General features: G+C 68.8%; 10 protein-coding genes, 1 tRNA gene and 3 pseudogenes. 6 read left to right on the top strand and 8 right to left on the bottom strand.

Annotated features, from left to right (window positions below):
* Window positions 1-96: 96 nt before the first annotated feature.
* The gene (locus tag ACSYGO_RS25070; RefSeq protein WP_426677213.1) at window positions 97-606 is read right to left on the bottom strand and encodes a phosphoribosyltransferase; all 510 of its coding nucleotides are present in this window, start codon (window positions 604-606) and stop codon (window positions 97-99) included.
* Between the two features lie 20 nt (window positions 607-626).
* On the bottom strand, window positions 627-1202 hold the full coding sequence (gene dcd, locus ACSYGO_RS25065; protein WP_426676940.1) for a dCTP deaminase: 576 nt from the start codon (window positions 1200-1202) through the stop codon (window positions 627-629).
* A 488-nt stretch (window positions 1203-1690) separates the two neighbouring features.
* On the opposite strand from dcd, the gene ACSYGO_RS25060 reads away from it, so the two are divergent.
* Window positions 1691-1764, top strand: a tRNA-Gly gene (locus ACSYGO_RS25060).
* A gap of 606 nt (window positions 1765-2370) precedes the next feature.
* On the opposite strand, the pseudogene ACSYGO_RS25055 reads toward ACSYGO_RS25060, so the two are convergent.
* Together ACSYGO_RS25055 and ACSYGO_RS25050 are read right to left on the bottom strand one after the other, a co-directional pair.
* A pseudogene (locus ACSYGO_RS25055) lies at window positions 2371-2955 on the bottom strand (malonic semialdehyde reductase); the annotation flags it as partial.
* 780 nt (window positions 2956-3735) lie between these two features.
* Window positions 3736-6588 carry a helix-turn-helix transcriptional regulator gene (locus ACSYGO_RS25050; protein WP_426676941.1) on the bottom strand — a complete coding sequence of 951 codons (2853 nt, stop codon included), beginning with the start codon at window positions 6586-6588 and terminating at the stop codon, window positions 3736-3738.
* Between the two features lie 155 nt (window positions 6589-6743).
* Here ACSYGO_RS25050 and ACSYGO_RS25045 point away from each other — a divergent pair, with 155 nt between their 5' ends.
* The gene (locus ACSYGO_RS25045; RefSeq protein ID WP_432172928.1) at window positions 6744-8258 is read left to right on the top strand and encodes a 4-hydroxyphenylacetate 3-hydroxylase family protein; all 1515 of its coding nucleotides are present in this window, start codon (window positions 6744-6746) and stop codon (window positions 8256-8258) included.
* Window positions 8259-8278: 20 nt separating this feature from the next.
* On the opposite strand, the gene ACSYGO_RS25040 is transcribed toward ACSYGO_RS25045, so the two are convergent.
* The 4 genes from ACSYGO_RS25040 to ACSYGO_RS25025 form a co-directional block, all read right to left on the bottom strand.
* Window positions 8279-10495, bottom strand: a complete 2217-nt coding sequence (locus tag ACSYGO_RS25040) for a LuxR C-terminal-related transcriptional regulator (RefSeq protein WP_460387706.1) — start codon at window positions 10493-10495, stop codon at window positions 8279-8281.
* A gap of 134 nt (window positions 10496-10629) precedes the next feature.
* Complete coding sequence (locus ACSYGO_RS25035; protein WP_356119794.1) at window positions 10630-11118, bottom strand: flavin reductase family protein; 489 nt, start codon at window positions 11116-11118, stop codon at window positions 10630-10632.
* A 257-nt stretch (window positions 11119-11375) separates the two neighbouring features.
* Window positions 11376-12245, bottom strand: coding sequence for a dioxygenase family protein (locus ACSYGO_RS25030; RefSeq protein ID WP_426676944.1), 870 nt, complete (start codon window positions 12243-12245; stop codon window positions 11376-11378).
* Window positions 12238-13359 (bottom strand): maleylacetate reductase, encoded by a 1122-nt coding sequence (locus ACSYGO_RS25025; RefSeq protein WP_426676945.1) that lies wholly within the window; start codon window positions 13357-13359, stop codon window positions 12238-12240. The genes ACSYGO_RS25030 and ACSYGO_RS25025 overlap by 8 nt, the downstream gene beginning before the upstream one ends.
* A gap of 401 nt (window positions 13360-13760) precedes the next feature.
* Between ACSYGO_RS25025 and ACSYGO_RS25020 the strand changes: the two are divergent.
* The 4 genes and pseudogenes from ACSYGO_RS25020 to ACSYGO_RS25005 all read left to right on the top strand — a co-directional run.
* A pseudogene (locus tag ACSYGO_RS25020) lies at window positions 13761-14400 on the top strand (CoA transferase subunit A); the annotation flags it as partial.
* 113 nt (window positions 14401-14513) lie between these two features.
* A complete protein-coding gene (locus tag ACSYGO_RS25015) occupies window positions 14514-15104 on the top strand; it encodes a CoA-transferase (protein WP_426676946.1) in 591 nt (196 codons plus the stop codon).
* Window positions 14986-15816 (top strand): annotated as a pseudogene (locus tag ACSYGO_RS25010) (hypothetical protein); the annotation flags it as partial. The gene ACSYGO_RS25015 and the pseudogene ACSYGO_RS25010, both read left to right, overlap by 119 nt.
* A complete protein-coding gene (locus ACSYGO_RS25005) occupies window positions 15740-16333 on the top strand; it encodes a malonic semialdehyde reductase (RefSeq protein WP_426676947.1) in 594 nt (197 codons plus the stop codon). The pseudogene ACSYGO_RS25010 and the gene ACSYGO_RS25005, both read left to right, overlap by 77 nt.
* The last annotated feature ends 12 nt before the right edge of the window (window positions 16334-16345 follow it).

Genomic DNA, 16345 nt, shown 5'->3' with positions numbered 1-16345 from the left:
GCGTTGGCCAACGGTTCACCGCGCGGTTGTTCCCACGTCTCCACCGCACAACCCGGCCGGCGCGGGGACCCGTACGGTGCACTCAGTCCGCGCGGGTCAGAGAGCTTCCTTGTTCGCCTTGGCCGCTTCGCCCGACCTGTGTACCGGAGGCAGAACACTCCACGGGAAGTTGATCCAGTCGTCGGTGCGCTTCCACACGTACTCGCACTTCACGAGCGAGTGGGACTTCTCATAGATCACGGCGCTGCGGACCTCGGCCACGGTCTCGACGCAGAAGTCGTGCACCAGCTTGAGCGTCTTGCCGGTGTCGGCGACGTCGTCGGTGATCAGGACCTTCTTGTCGGAGAAGTCGATCGCGTTGGGGACCGGCGCGAGCATGACGGGCATGTCCAGGGTGGTGCCCACGCCGGTGTAGAACTCGACGTTCACCAGGTGGATGTTCTTGCAGTCGAGGGCGTAGGCGAGCCCTCCGGCGACGAAGACGCCGCCGCGGGCGATCGAGAGCACTATGTCCGGCTCGTACCCGTCGTCGGCGATGGTCTGGGCGAGCTCGCGGACGGCGCTGCCGAACTGCTCGTAGGTGAGGTTCTCCCGTACGGGACCGATCTCGCTCACGTCCTCGCCGCTCACACCTGGGTCCGATGGAAGTTCAGGTAGGACCGGGACGCCGTCGGCCCGCGCTGGCCCTGGTAGCGGGACCCGTACCGGTCGCTGCCGTACGGGAACTCGGCGGGCGAGCTGAGCCGGAACATGCACAGCTGCCCGATCTTCATGCCCGGCCACAGCTTGATCGGCAGCGTCGCGAGGTTGGACAGCTCGAGGGTCACGTGGCCCGAGAACCCGGGGTCGATGAACCCGGCGGTGGAGTGCGTGACCAGGCCCAGCCGGCCGAGCGAGCTCTTGCCCTCCAGGCGCGAGGCGAGGTCGTCGGGCAGCGAGATGACCTCGTAGGTCGAGGCGAGCACGAACTCCCCGGGATGCAGGATGAACGGCTCGTCGCCCTCGGGCTCGACGAGCCGCGTCAGGTCGGCCTGCTCGATCGACGGGTCGATGTGGGGGTAGCGGTGATTCTCGAACACCCGGAAGTAGCGGTCGAGCCGCACGTCGATGCTCGACGGCTGCACCATGGATTCGTCGTAGGGATCGATCCGCACCCGCCCGGCGTCGATCTCGGCCCGGATGTCCTTGTCTGAGAGAAGCACGCCCTGAGGATACGCAAGGCGCGCGGAGCCACCACAATCGTGATGACGCCGCGCGCCCGTCCTGCTCGTTACCGCTTCTCCAGTGCGACCGGCACCACACTGCGGAGCCGGGCGCAGCGTGGACACCGGACCAGCCGGCCGGGGCCGAGCCGCTCGGCCTGCTGCATCGGGAACGAAGCGGTGCTGAACACGTGCCCCTCGGCACAACGGACGACGGTGTGCTCCATCAAGTCCTCAGAGTCCCTTCCCCAAGAGCGCGTCTGACTGACGACGAAAGCCACATTACGGGATGAAAGGGACGGCCCTCCAGGCGGCACTCCGGTCCCGCGCGGGCCCTCTCCCTCACCTCCACCGTACGCCCCAACTCCGGCCGCCCGCAGCCGCATCCACCCCCCGAAAACGCGACCGGGCCCCGCGGCTTCAGCGCCGGGGGCCAGGCATGAGGTACAGTGAGCGAGCATTCGACACCGGTTCAATCGGCGTCTTACGCGGGTGTAGTTTAATGGTAGAACATCAGCTTCCCAAGCTGAGAGCGCGAGTTCGATTCTCGTCACCCGCTCCATGATGAAACCCCAGGCCAGTGGTCTGGGGTTTGTTTGTTGTCTAGTCCAATTTGAGGATGGCGCGCCCCTCCGCGCCCTAAGTCGAGGCGAAGCGCCCAATCGGAGGGGTTGCTGGCGGGTCTTCGATCTTCACGGCGACCAACCGTCTCAAATCGCGAGACGGTATTTGGGCGACCTGTACCACTCGCTTGCCTGCGCTATGCGAAGTCGCCAGTGCAAACCTGGAGTTGGGCGGGGCTTTCGCCTGGACGTGCCGAGCCAGGCAGATCTGCGCCAGGCAGGAAGCAGTTCGACGGCCGCGAGGATCGCCATGGCGGCGTGGGCCGACTCAAGCCAGGTGTTCCGCAAACGCGACACGGGCCGGATGTCCCGGAGCGGCTCAGCGGGCAGGAGCGCTGCCCGCCGCCTGCACCAATGATTCTCCGCGATGATGAGCTGCAGCCGTGCCGCTTGATCAGCCGGAGCCTGGAGGAGCGTCGCGGAACCGAACCCGCGATGCTGTGCACTTGGGGGCTCTGGTGACCGCGTAGTTCATCCGGCGGCGCGCTGACGCGGTCACGTATGGGCACTGACGTGGGTGCAGCCGACCAACCGTCGCCCTTGGATCAGACGGTGGTGACCACTTGCGCGTACGTCAGGGGTGGGGAGCGTATGCACCGCGCGTTCTCGCCCGGCCTGCCGATGTTGACGACGGCGAGGACCGAGTGCTCGCCGTCGCTGAAGAACTCCTTGTCGATGCCTTCGGGGTCGAAGCCGGTCATCGGCCCTGCGGCCAGGCCGGCGGCGCGGACGCCGATGATGAAGTAGCCGACCTGGAGGAGCGCGTTGAGATTCGCGGACCGCTCGCGCACGGCACGCTCAGCGAAGAGATCCCTGGCCTGTGGGAGGTGCGGGAACTGGCTGGGCAGTTCCTCGTGGACCTCATGATCCGCGGCGAGGACGGCGACGAGCGGGGCTGCCGCGGTCTTGTTGCGGTTGCCCTCGGACAGGTGCTTGGCCAGGCGCTCGCGCGCCTGGCCGGATCGGACCAGCACGATACGCAGAGGCTGCTGGTTCATCGAGGTGGGGGCGTACTTGATGAGGTCGTAGATGGCCTCGATCTGATCGTCCGTCACTGGCTCGTCGGCGAAGGAGTTGACGGTCCCCGCCTGCCGGAACAGAAGGTCCTGGGCTGCGGGGTCGAGCGCGAGGGGGGTGGTGAACCTCTGGTGGGTGAGTGTCTGTGTCTGCTGGGTGTCATGGCGAACTGCAAAGCAGAGGAACTGGGCGCTGACACCCAGTAGGTACACGGCAGTCGTGGTCGTGCCGACCAGCCCCCACAAGAGGGGCCCTGAGCAGCACTGTGTCAGCAGCAGGCTGACCAGCGCGGCGCAAGCCGCCATGGGCAGATGGAAGGCCGCCCAGATCCGCGTGCCGGCGTGGGCGGACGAGTCCGGCGTCATGGGGGCAGTTCCGTGGGCGGCAGCGGCCGACGCGACGAAGGCGAGCGTCGCGCCGGCAAGGAGCGCCAGGACTTCAGCTGCCCCTGGGGCGCCCTGTTCGGACGACGTCACCGCGGTGGCGGTCCACAGTGCCAGTGTGTATCCGTGCGGGGCCGCGCTCGCGGTCACAGCAGCCCGGAGTTGGCCACGGTATCCGCGCTCGGTGCGGGCAGGAGCGCCGAGCCCGACCGCTCTGGGCTGCGCTTGACTATCGGTCGGCGACATGGGCGACGGCCTTGCCACGCCAGTGCTCCTTTCGAGCGCGCCTCGTACGCGGCGCGGGTGTGCGCGAGCGGCACGACTCGGTCGCTGAAGCGTCCGATTGTGATCAACTCACTGATGGAGTCGAGTGCGTCGCGGTCCGGCGGGGCGAATGACGGTGCCGTTCCGGAGGCCACGCCGTTGCATCCAGCATCACGGGCGGTGCCGGAGCCGGGCGTCACCCATTCAAGGGATCATTGCCGCCGTGCCTCGCGGTGGGTGCACCGCTCAGTCGGCCGCGTCGGCGCTGGTGCCCCGCTCGATTGCCAGCCGGGTCAGCTCGACCCGCGAGTTGATGCCGAGCTTGGTGAAGATGTGCTTCATGTGGGTGTTGACGGTGTGCACGGACACGTAGAGCCGGTCGGCGATGGCCCGGTTGGTGAGGCCCTGAACGACGAGCGGGATCAGTTTCTGCTCGGATTCGGTCAGGTTTCCCAACCCCTGAGGGCTGGCCGTGTGGTTCCGCACGGGGGCGGTGCGCACGCCGAGCTGGCGCAAGCGCCGCCTGATCCGTTCTTGATCGCGCCTGGCTCCTGAGGCCGACGCCAGCTGACCCGCTTCTTCGAAGTACGGGATCGCCGGCGTCGTATCGGCCGATGCCGCCATGAGCTCGCCAAGGTCCTCACACGCCGCCGCCAGGGCCAACGGCCTGCCGGTGTTCCGGTAGCCGGTGATGGCGGACTCCAGCGCACGCGGGTCGCGGTCGAGCAGGCCGTCCACGTGGGCGCGGACCGCCCCGATGATCTGCCGGCTCTCGTCCTGTGCAGTCAGGCTGCGCAGTGCGCCGGACACGGCCTGTGCGACCGAAGGGTCCTCGTCCCCAAGCGCGATGCGCACGATCCCGGGCCAGTGGGACAGAGGTACCGCAAGCAGCCGCGTCGGCTCACGGCTTGCGAAGCTTCCCGTGAGTGCCGCCGCCGCCTCGCCGTCTTCGCCCTCCGCGTCCGCCAGACCGGCGCGCGCCAGAGACACCCAAGGACCGTACCGCTGCCTTTTCGTGCCGGAACCGGTTTCCGCGGCGCGGAGGTGGTCCCTGGCTTTGGCGAGGTCACCGCGTCTGATCTCCACCAATGCCAGCACGGAGCGGGCCTGCGGATTCGGCAGAGTGATCTCGAGCTCGTCCGCCACCATCAGACTGGCCTCGGCCTCCACGGCCGCGTCGTCCAGCGCTCCCTGTTCGAGTAGTGCGCACGCACGGGCGGCATGCCAGTGGGGAAGTGACCAGCCGAGGCCCAGCGCCTCCGCTTCGCGCTGTCCCTCCCGCAGAATCCGCTCGGTGTCCGCGAGCCGGTCGGTGCTGGTCAGCACGGTGGCCAGCCACAGCGCCGGAATCCGCGGGGGCCGCAGGTAGAGCGCGGCGGACTGGGTGCCGGCGCGTCGGGTGGCCTCCTCGGCAAGCTCGAGGGCGCGGGCCAGGTGCCCGCGGTAGAAGAATGTCTGCGACTGGAACACCATGGCGCTGACGACGACGGCCGGATCGTGGCTCTGGTAGGCGGCCTCGACCAGGCCGGTGTCGGTCTGCTCGGCAGCGGTGATGTCCCCGAGGTACACGTGGCCCGTCGCCTTGGTCTTCAGCAGCCGGACGCGCACGTGGGGCGGCAGCGCGGGAAGGTCCAGGGCCTGCTGGAGGTGTGTCATCGCGGCGGCGTCGTCGCCCGCGGCCTGGTGGATCTCGGCGGCCACCAGGCGCAGGTATGCCTCCTGCAGTGGCTCAAGACCTTCCGGCAGAGTGGCGTCGACCAGGTCGAGCGCCTCGTGAACCCGGCGGGTCCGGCCGAGGTACTTGGCGGCGTCGGTCAGCAGGGAGATGCGACGCCGGTCCTGTGGGGGCAGCAGTCCGGCGACCCGCTGAGCCAAGTCAGCAGCCGCGTCGGGGGCCGACGAGGACAGTTCCCGTACGGCGGTGGACAGCGTGGTCACAGCATCGTCGTCGACCGGGCCGCCCGACATGACGACGTGCCAGGCCACCTCGGCCGATCGTGCACCGATGACACGCAGACTGTCGGCTGCCTCCCGGTGCAGAGCGGTCCGTACGGCCAGAGGCAGGTTCTCGTGGACGGCCTGCCGTATGAGGTCGTGACGGAAGGCGAGTCGCGGGCCATCCGCCGAGAGCAGACCGGCGCTCAGGGCGGCCTCGACGCCGGCCAGCAGGCTGCCGACATGCCTGCCGAGCATTCGGGCGGCCGTGCCGAGGTCGAATTCGCGACCGAGGACCGACCCGATCTGGAGCAGGCGCACGGCGTCTTCCGGGAGCCGGTCCAGACGTCCGGCGATACTCCGCCGGAAAGTGATGGGGATGCCGTCGTGCAGGAGGCTCGCCTCGCCCGCCTCCATTTTGACGGCATCCGTGTCGGCGAAAGCGCGCACCAGTTCAATCGCCAGGAAGGGATTACCCCCGACGCCGCGCAGGAGCCTGGCCAGACCGGGTGACGGGCTCGCCCCGAGGACATCGGCCGCGATGTACTGCAGCTCCTGCTGTGGCAGGGGGCCGAGGGTCAGCCATCGGGCTCCGAGGCGTTCGAGGTCCTCCCGCACCCTGGCCACGGTCGGTCGCTCGGTGTCCGACCGGACCGCCAGGACCCACAGGACCCGCGAGGCGGCCAGTCGTCCAGGCAGGGTGCGGAGCACGAAGAGCGTGGCCGGATCCGCCCACTGCGCGTCGTCCACAAGCACGGCCACCGGGGCGCGCTGAGCCCGGTCCTCCAGAGCGTCCGTGATGCTGTCCAGCAGCCAGAGCCGCTGGTCGTCGGTGGCTGCGGCGGCTCGGTTGGAACCGTCGGAGGACTGCAACGCGGACAGCAGTGCGGCTCCTGCCGCGTACTGGTCGAGCACATCGGCCCGTATCGACACCACATCGAACCCGAACCGCCGCGCCATCCCGTCCAGCTCCGCGAGCAACCGGCTCTTGCCGACTCCAGACGCGCCTTCCACGACGACACAGGCGCTCCGTCCGTCACGAATCGCGTCCAGGGCCTCACGGACAACCATGATCTCGCGGTCCCGTCCCCGCAGGCGCAGCCCGGTCATGGCCTGGTTCCCACGCCCACCGGCCTGGCCGTCGGCGGGGTCTGTGCTGCTCATGGGGGAAGCATGGCGCACGGCCACATCCGCCCTCAACGTCGCTCCCCCGGAGATCGCCGCTTTCACCCGGGTGATTACCGGTTGTGCGCCGTCGTCTCACCCTGCCGCGACGCATGCTCCGTGCCATCCGGATTGCCCCTGGAGAGGAGCACAACGTGCGTACAGGCAAGGAATTCCTGGCAGCACTGAACGACGGCCGCACGGTGTGGGTGGGCGACGAACTCGTCGACAACGTGGCCACGCACCCCAAGACCCGGGCGTACGCCCGGAGCCTCGCGGACTTCTACGACCTGCACCACCGCCCGGACCTCCAGGACGTCATGACGTTCGTGGACGAGGACGGCGTCCGGCGGTCCATGACGTGGTTCCAGCACCGCTCCAAGGAGGACCTGAAGCGCAAGCGGCGCTACATGGAGACGGTCCTGCGGGAAACGGGTGGCGGGGCGACCCCGCGCACCCCGGATGTCAACAACTACGTGCTGCTGACCTACGTCGACGACCCGGAGCCCTGGAGCAGCCAGGCCGTCGGCACCGATGGGAGGGACCTGACCAAGGGGATCCTCGACTTCTGGAACCTGGTGCGCGAGGGCGACCTCAACACGACGCCCGCGTTCGTCGACCCGCAGACGGACCGCTCACGCGATTCCGCCCAGGCCGAGTCCCCCGCCCTGCAGGTGGTCGGCACCTCGGACGACGGCATCACCGTGCGGGGCGTGAAGGCGATCGGCACCGGTGCGGCCTTCGGTGACTGGATCCACATCGGCGTCTTCTACCGCCCCGGCATTCTGCCGGAGCAGATCATCTTCGGGGCGGTGAAGCCCAACACCCCCGGCGTCACCATCATCTGCCGCGAGAGCAACGTCCGGGACGGGGAGGAGGTTGAGCACCCGCTCGCCTCCCAGGGTGACGAGTTGGACAGCGTCATCGTGTTCGAGGACGTGTTCATCCCCTGGAACCAGGTGTTCCACATCGGTAACCCCAAGCACGCGTCGCTGTACCCGCAACGCGTCTTCGACTGGCTGCACTACCAGGCCCTGGTCCGGCAGATGGTGCGCGCCGAGCTGATGCTCGGTCTGGCCCTGCTGGTCACCGAGCACATCGGCACCTACCAGCTGCCGCCGGTCCAGACCCGGATCTCCCGGTTCGCCGGCTTCCACCAGACGCTCAAGGCACATGTGATCGCTTCCGAAGAGGAAGGGTTCCACACTCCCGGCGGCCTCTATAAGCCGAACGTCCTGATGTTCGATTTCGGGCGGGCGTACTACCTCGAGAACGTCGCCGAGATGGCCCACGAGATCGTCGACCTGGCCGGTCGTGCCTCGCTCATCTTCCCGACCGAGGGGCAGTGGCAGCGGCCCGAACTGCGGCCGTGGCTGGAGGCGCTGCAGACCGGACCGGTCGGCAGGCCGCATGACCGGCTGAAGATCAGCCGCGTGATCCGCGACCTGTTCCTGTCCGACTGGGGCGACCGCATCAGCACCTTCGAGAACTTCAACGGAACGCCCCTGCTGGCCATCCGCACACTCACCATGAAGCGCGCGGAGATGTCCCCGAGCGGCATCATGGCGGACCTCGCGCGCAAGGTCTGCGGCATCGAGAAGGTGGAGGAGGAGAAGGAGACCGCGTACACGGCTCAGGCGGACTACGCCCGACGTCAGGACGCCAAGTAGGCGGAATTCGAGGGCCCGGGTCAGAGCACACCGCGCTCCCGGGCCCTTGCGACCGCTGCGCTCCTGTCGTGCGCGTCGAGCTTGCGGAAGATGGCCCGTACCTGTGTCTTGACCGTATTGTGGGACACATAGAGCTCGGAGGCGATCTCCCGCAGGGTCAGCGGTCCGCACAGGGCGCGAAGCACTCGGCGCTCCCCCAGCGACAGGTCCTGGGGACCGGCGGCGGCAGGCGTCACGAGCGTGTCCTCGCCGACTCGGCCGAGCAGATCCGTCAGTGCCCCTGGCGACTCGCACCGGGCCGCCGCCCGCTCGGCCGCCTCGCGGGCCTCCCGGGCCGCGTCCGTGTTGTGTCGCGCATTCTCCAGCCGCGCCCGCATGACATGGCACAGGGCGCGTACTTGGGGTTCGCTTCCGGCCAGGGGCGAGCCCGCCAGCACCGCTTCCGCGTCGGCCAGAGCCCGTTCGGCCCCATCGATGTCTCCCTCTTCGAGGAGTAGGCCGGCCCGGCCGATGTAGGCGGACATGGCGACGAAGTGCCCGCCCAGACCGGCCGTCGCGGCCGCCTGGAGGGCCTCGTCACTCAGAACGCGCGCCTGCTCGTGCCGTCCGGCCAGCAGCGCGCACACCGCCCGCAAACCCAGCGCGCGGACGAGCACCAAACCGTGCCCGGCGGCGTGTGCGTCACGGGTCGCCTCGCCGAGCAGCGCCTCTGCCTCCCCGTAACGGCGGGTCCACAGCAGAGCGGTACCCCGGGCCGTACAGGCCAGGGCACGCCAGGAAGTCAACGGCATGGTGCCGGCAACGGCGGATTCGCCGAGACGGTCGGCGGTCAGCACCTCGCCTTTCAGATAGCAGGCCACGGCCTGAGCGACGGCTGCCGCATCGGACACCGTGCTGCCTTCGCCGACCGTCTCCGCTCCCGTGTGCCTGAGCTGGGCCACATCCAGCCAGCGCCGGGCTGTTTCCGGGGCTCCCCCCGACAGGGCTGCCATCGCCGCCACAACGCACAATCTCCCGTCGGCGGCGACCATGCGGGGCGGCAAGAGGTCCAGCCAATGCGAGACCTCCGCACTACGGCCTGCCGAGACCGCCTCCTCCCAGCCGTCGAGAACCGACGCGACGGCCGCGGGCTCATCGCCGCCACGCACCCAGTGCCGTACGGCCGCGGTCGTCTCCCTCCGCCGGGCGTACCACTGGGCCGCCGACCGGTGCAGGGACACGACTGTGTCCGGCCCTTGGGACATCAGAACGTCGGACAGCAGCGAAGACAGTGCTCGGTGATGCCGGTACGCCGACGGATCGGCGGCGGGTACGAGCAGTTGCACGGTCCGCGCGAGTTCACGCAGCACCACGCCTGCCTGCTCCCCGGCGAGGGCTTGGCACGGTCCGGCACTCAGCTCGTCGAGGACACTGGTCCGCAGCAGGAACTCGCGCTGCTCGGTGGTGAGCCGGTAGAGGACCTCGCCGGCCAGGTACTCGGAGACCGCTTGCCTGCCGAGGGCCAACTCCCTGTCCATATCGGACTCGTTCACTGAGCGGGCGAGAGCGCGCCCCATGATGCACAGTCCCGCCGCCCATCCCTCGGTGGCCTCATACAGCGCGCTCGACGTCTCCGCGCTCGGAGCGGATCCGAGCAGACCGGTGAGCACGGCCTGTGCTTCCTCAGGGGTGAAGGCCAGTTCGTGCTGGTCGAGTTCGGCAACCAGACCCCGGGCGCGCAGAGCCGGCAGCGGACTTCCGAGGAGGTGCCGGGTCGACACGATGACGCGGAATCCGTGGGGAAGCCTTGCCAGGAAGTCCCCCAGGCTGCGGACCGCGTCGACGTCCGTGATCGATTCCAATCCGTCGAGGATCAGCGTGAGCGGCCTGTGCGCGCCCAGTCCGCTCACCAGACTCGGCAGGATCTCCTCGAGCCACGCATCGACCGTCCACCCGTCGTCGTCTAGGCGGGCGGGCAGATCCGGCAGTACCTGGTGCAGCGCCCGCAGGATGCAGGACCAGAGCCGGCCCGGGGCGTTGTCGTAGGCGTCCAGGCTGAGCCAGGCGCACTCTCCGCGAGCCACCAGGCGGCGCGACCACTCGGTCAGGAGCACCGTCTTGCCGGCGCCGGCCGACGCGGAGAGCACCACGACGGGCTCGGTCGCCGCGTCAAGCCGGCGCAGCAGACGGGGGCGGCTCAGAAGATGCGGGGGCTGGGTCGCAGGATGCAGCTTGAATGCCGCAACGGAGCTGGTCATCACACTTTCCGTGGGGTCGTCGAAACGAGCGGAGCCCCCGACGTCCACAGCTCGCCTCGCAGGAGCCGGACATCGGGGGCGGTGGCCGGCCGGCCACGGGCCAGGCGGCCTGGTTCGGACCGCTGCCGCCGGGGCTAGTGCGCAGCCCTGAGCGTGCCGAAGCCGCCCGCGAAGTGGACCAGCGGCCGGCAGTTTGCCTTGTGTGCCCACTGGCGGACGTCACCCACGAAGATGGTGTGATCGCCACCTGGAAGCGCCTCGGCGACGTCGCACACGACAGCCGCGATGGCGTCCTTCAACACCGGCACGCCGTGGTCGTCGAAGGTCTCGACGCCCGCGAACTTGTCCGCTTTGGAAACGGCGAAGTTCCGCGCCAGGTGCTCGCTGTCCTCGCCCAGGACATTGACGGCGAAGCGGCCGTGTTCCGCGATCGCGGTCCGCGTGTACAGGTGGTTGCCGATGCAGACGAGCAGCTGGAGCGGGTCCAGGGAGAGGGCGGACACGGCACTCGCCGTCATGCCGATGGGCGTGCTTCCGGAGCACGTGGTGATCACGCTGACACCCGTGGCGAGCCGGCTCATCGTGGCTCGGAAATCGACGGTCATGTCAAGGGTTTCAGTCATCGCAGGACCTCCGTGAAAGTCGGGAAGGGCGTCAACCTTTGTTGCGCAGGGCGCTGGATGAACTCACCGTCCTGCTAGGTGCGTTGGCGGGCTTGATCGTTCGAGCGGGGTGGGAAGGCAGGCGGCTGCCCTGTGACGTACGCGAGGTCGGCGCGCGGTAACCGGATCGTGCTTCGCCGAGTTCCGGGTCAAGTCGCGCGCCGGCCCTCGTTCATGGCGTGCAGACAGCCGACTGCTTACGCGGCGGGGGTGACGCTTCAGTCCGCGGGGAGGAGTTCGAGGACGAAGGTGTGGCGCAGCACCGTGTACGGCTGGTCGGTCGGCCCGCGCCTGGGCCCGGAGTCGGCCGCGTACGTGTCATAGGACGCGACCAGCGAGTCCTTGACCCCGAACACCGGATCCGCATCCAGATACGGGTCGTCCGAAGGGAACAGCATGGTGGTCACGCGCTGGAATCCCGGAGCCTCGATCAGCAGGTGCACATGGGCGGGACGCATGAGCGACCGGCCGGTCGCGCCCATGATCTCGCCGACCGGGCCGTCACCGGGTATCGGGTAGCTGGATGGGCGGATGGAACGGAAGCTGAAGTGTCCTGTCTCCTCGGTCCGGAACAGCGCACGCATGGCCGGGTCGACCCGGCCGGGCACATCCACGTCGTAGTGGCCCTCCGCGTCGCTGTGCCACACGTCCACCGCCGCGCCGGCCACTGGCGCTCCCTCACGGTCGACGACTCGTCCCTCGAAGAACAGCGGGGTACCGGGCAATCCTCCGGAGATGTCGGCGGCGTCGGGAGGCTGCGGCCTGTCGTCCCTGAAGAAGGGGCCGAGGACGCTGTTCTGTGTGGCTTCGGCAGGGCGTCGATTGCTCAGGGCGTCGACGAGCATGGTGACACCGAGCACGTCGGACAGCAGGATGAACTCCTGGCGCGTCGGGGTGCACATCTGCCCGGTGCGAGTCAGGAAGTCCACTCCCTGGGCCCACTCCTCCTCCGTCAGTTCCACGTCACGGACGAAGGCGTGGACGTGCCGCACCAGCGATTCCATGATCTCCGCGAGGCGGGAGTCCTTGGTGTCCCGCATGGTCGAGATCACGGCCTCGGTGATGGTGTCGCTGGTCAGATCACGCATGGCGTGCTCCCGTTGTGGTCGAGGCTTCGATGACGGAGTCGGATCGAGGATCTTCGTTGCCCGGTGAGGCCGACGGCGCTTCCCCGGCCCAGGCGCGGGTCAGCAGGGCGCGGACAGCGATCCGGTCCACTGGTCGCGGATTCCAGTAGCCGTCCCTCATGACGAGTTCGGCCGCCTGCTCGATCCCCGATTCCGGCATGCCGAGGTCCCGCAGCGCCCGGGGGGCGCCGAGCCTCCCGGCGAAGTCGAAGAGACCGCTCGCGGCCTCTTCCCCCCGCAGCGCCTGCGCGATGCGCGCCATGGCCTCCGGGGCCGCCGGCCCGTTGTGGGCGACCACGTGCGGCAGGACAACGGCATGGGTTTCTGCGTGTGGAAGCCCGAACGTGCCACCCAGCACATGGCACACCTTGTGATGCAGGGCCATGCCCACCGTGCCGAGGCACGTGCCCGCCAGCCACGCCCCGTACAACGCATCCGCCCGCGCCGCTACGTCGTCCGGACGCCGCGCGACGACCGGAAGGGATCGGATGAGGGAGTCGAGTGCTTCACCGGCCATCAGGAAGGCGACCGGGTCCCGGTCCTGTGCGTAGAGGGCCTCGACGGCATGCGCCATGGCGTTGATGCCGCTGACCACCGATGTCGCCATGGGAAGTGTGAGCGTCAGGTCGACGTCGTACACCACCGTGTTGAGCATCACTTCCGGCAGCCGTCGGGTCGTCTTCCTGCGGCCTTCGGTCTCTCCGAGGATCGGCGTCATCTCCGAGCCCGCGTAGGTGGTGGGTAGCGCCAGCTGCCGAAGACCGGTCCGTACTGCGATGGCCTTGCCCAGGCCGATGGTCGATCCACCGCCGAGGGCGAGCACGGAGTCAGCTCCCACGGTTCTGGCATACGCGACCGCCTTCTCCGTGACGTCGACCGGGGTGTGCGCAGCCGCTTCGGCGAAAGTTCCCGCTGCTGCGGCACCCAGCAGGTCGCGCATCTGGGCCGCCTGCTCCACTTGACCAGGGGTGCACAGGATGAGCACCCGGCGGCATCCGAGAGCATCGGCTTCTTGCGGAATGCGGCTGCGCGTACCGCTGCCGAAGACCACCTTGGTGATCTGCCCCCGGTGCACGAATGTCTTCATGAGAATTTCCTCGGTCCTACCACTCCTGTATTCATGGAGGGAAGCGTCGACACTCGGATGATGTGCGTCAATAAGATCTGTGAGTGATAACGCGGATCGGCGCCGGAATACCCTTTTCGCGCGACGTGCACCGACCCAGCGGCCTGTGGATCGGATGCGATATCCCTCATCTGCGGGATGCCGATGGATGCCCAGGCGTTGCAGCGTGGAAGCACGTGTCTGACGGGTGGGACGCGACGCGAGGAGGCGGGCGGGTCTGCGGCAAATCCGCTCCCGCAATTCCCACGACGTCCGCAACGATATTGGAGAGCCCGACCGAATTCTTGATGTTGCGTTACGAAAGACGGCGTCCGATGGGTCCACATCGGCGAGAGGCCGAATAAAGGAAGATGGATGAGGTGGTCGCCACGGCTTCGGAGGCTGTTTCGGATCTGCCGGAGGGTGCGTCGTCGGCGGTGAGCGGGTTCAGGTTGAGCGGTGTGCCGAATGTGCTGATCCAGGCCCTGTTCGAGCGCGAGGTGTCGGGGCTCGGCGTGGTCTCGAACGACTGCGGGGCTGGAGTCGGGCCTGGCCGTGCTGCTCGGGGCCGGGCGGATCGCCCGGGTGACGGGGTCGTACATCGGCGCGGACAAGGAGTTCGCCCGGCAGTACCTGGCCGGCGAGCTGGAGGTCGAGATGATCCCTCAGAGCACGCTCGCCGAAAGGCTGCGAGCCGGCGGCGCCGGGATCCCCGCCTTCTACACCCCGGCCGGGGTGAATACGCAGGTCGCCGACGGCGGGCTGCCCTGGCGTTACGACGGCTCGGGCGGCGTGGCGCTGGCCTCGCCACCGAAGGAGGTCCGCGAGTTCGACGGCACCCAGTACGTGCTGGAGCGCGGCATCCGCACCGACTTCGCGCTGGTGCAGGCCGCGAAGGGCGATCCGCACGGCAACCTCGCCTTCAGCAAGTCCACCCGCGACTTCAACCCGCTGGCCGCCATGGCGGGCAAGGTCACGATCGCCGGGGTCGAGGAGCTGGTCGAGCCGGGCGACATCGACCCTGACGCGGTGCACCTGCCGGGCATCTCCATACGGCAGATGGTGGCCCTCACCCCCGAGCAGGCGGCGGACAAGAAGATCGAGCAGCGGACGGTGAGCAGCTGATGGCGTGGACGCGGGAAGAGATGGCCGTACGGGCGGCACGCGAGCCGAGGGACGGCCAGTGCGTCGATCTCGGCATCGGGCTGCCCACCTCGATCCCCGACCACCTTCCCCCGGGCGTCGAGGTGATCCTCGAATCGGAGAACGGCATCCTGGGCACCGGCCTGCATCCGACCGAGGACGAAGTCGACCCGGACCTGATCAACGCGGGCAAGGAGACGGTGACGGTCCTGCCCGGCGCTTCCTTCTTCGGCTCCTCGCTCTCCTTCGGCATGATCCGCGGCGGGCACATCGACGCCGCCGTGCTCGGCGCGATGCAGGTCTCCGCGAGCGGGGACCTGGCCAACTGGGCCGTCCCCGGCAAGATGATCACCGGGATCGGAGGCGCCATGGACCTCGTCCACGGCGCGCGCACCGTCATCGTCGCTCAACCCGCAAGGCGGCGCGATCGCGCTCGGCCACCCGCGCGGCGCGTCCGGCGCCCGCCTAGCCGGCTCCGCCGCCCACCAACTCGCCCGCACAGGCAGCGGAGTCGGCGTTGCCGCCCTGTGCATCGCGTCGGCCAGGGCCTCGCCCCGATCCTGGATCGCTGACACGAATTCGCCGGCACCGGCGTCGGTCCCGGCGACGGCAGCTCTACACCGCCTCCAGGGCGGTGAACTGCTCGGCGAACACGTCGCCAGCCGGCGTGTGGAGAAGAAAGGCGTCCACGCCGCGCACGCCCTCTTCCTCCGCGCCGACGAGTTCACGGCATCCGTCCACGTGACTGCGCACGCCCGGAAGACATGCCTTGCCAGCGGACGGGGCGGACACATCCATGCCATCCCCCCGCCCCGCGCGTCCAGCCCACTGCATCCACTCCGACATCACGCCGCACCACCCTGTGCTGCTCGCCCCGGACGACCAGGTGAAGGGCCATCAGCCTTAGGGATCGCGGGGTTCATCCAGACCGCTTTCTTTGCGGCACGCTCCGGTTGGCCATCGAGCAGCAAGGATCGCTCGAATAGGCGATGCCCCTGGCCGGCGCCTGCCCGAAGCTGGTCGCGATGCCGGCGGACCGCAGGGCGCGGCCGCGTCGACGCCGGTTTTTCCGAAGCCGTCGGTCCAGGCGGCGTCCCCGTCGAACGCGCCGAGTCGCAGGCGCACCAACACCGCCGTGAATCGGCCGGGCGTCAGCGCCCGACTCTTTCGCGCACACCACCCACCATTGCCGAAATAGGGATGCGTCATGTCTCTCGCACTCCACCCCGCCGCCCAGGACCTTCTGTTCCGAGAGGCCCGGACAGCCAATACCTTCACCGATGAGCCGGTGACGGACGAACAGATGAGGGCCATCTACGACCTCGTCAAGTACGGCCCCACCTCGATGAACCAGCAGCCGCTGCGGATCGTCCTGGTCCGCTCCGACGACGCGCGGCAGCGGCTGGTGCCGCATCTCGCCGAGGGCAACCAGAAGAAGACCGCCACCGCCCCGCTGGTCGCGATCCTCGCCGCGGACAACGAGTTCCATGAGGAGTTGCCGGCCCAGTTCCCGCACTTCCCGCAGGCCAAGGACCTGCTCTTCGCCGAACGCGTGGTGCGGGAGAGGTCCGCTGCGCTCAATGCGGCGTTGCAGGTCGGTTACTTCATCGTCGGCGTCCGCGCCGCTGGTCTGGCTGCCGGCCCGATGACGGGATTCGACGCCGAGGGGATCGACAAGGAATTCTTCGGTGACGGCGAGCACTCCGTACTGGTCGTGGTCAACATCGGCACACCCGGAGATGCCGCCTGGTTCTCGCGCAGCCCGCGCCTGGCCTACGACGAGGTCGTCACCACTGTGTGACGCCGGGCGCGC

This window comes from Streptomyces krungchingensis, from assembly GCF_054729265.1.
This window is presented reverse-complemented; position numbering and strand designations above follow the sequence as displayed.

Coding starts and splice junctions, on each gene's coding strand:
- ACSYGO_RS25015 (WP_426676946.1), top strand. CDS start 14,514: ATGGCGTGGACGCGGGAAGAGATGGCCGTACGGGCGGCACGCGAGCCG.
- ACSYGO_RS25040 (WP_460387706.1), bottom strand. CDS start 10,495: ATGACCAGCTCCGTTGCGGCATTCAAGCTGCATCCTGCGACCCAGCCC.
- ACSYGO_RS25035 (WP_356119794.1), bottom strand. CDS start 11,118: ATGACTGAAACCCTTGACATGACCGTCGATTTCCGAGCCACGATGAGC.
- ACSYGO_RS25050 (WP_426676941.1), bottom strand. CDS start 6,588: ATGAGCAGCACAGACCCCGCCGACGGCCAGGCCGGTGGGCGTGGGAAC.
- ACSYGO_RS25030 (WP_426676944.1), bottom strand. CDS start 12,245: ATGCGTGATCTGACCAGCGACACCATCACCGAGGCCGTGATCTCGACC.
- ACSYGO_RS25005 (WP_426676947.1), top strand. CDS start 15,740: ATGTCTCTCGCACTCCACCCCGCCGCCCAGGACCTTCTGTTCCGAGAG.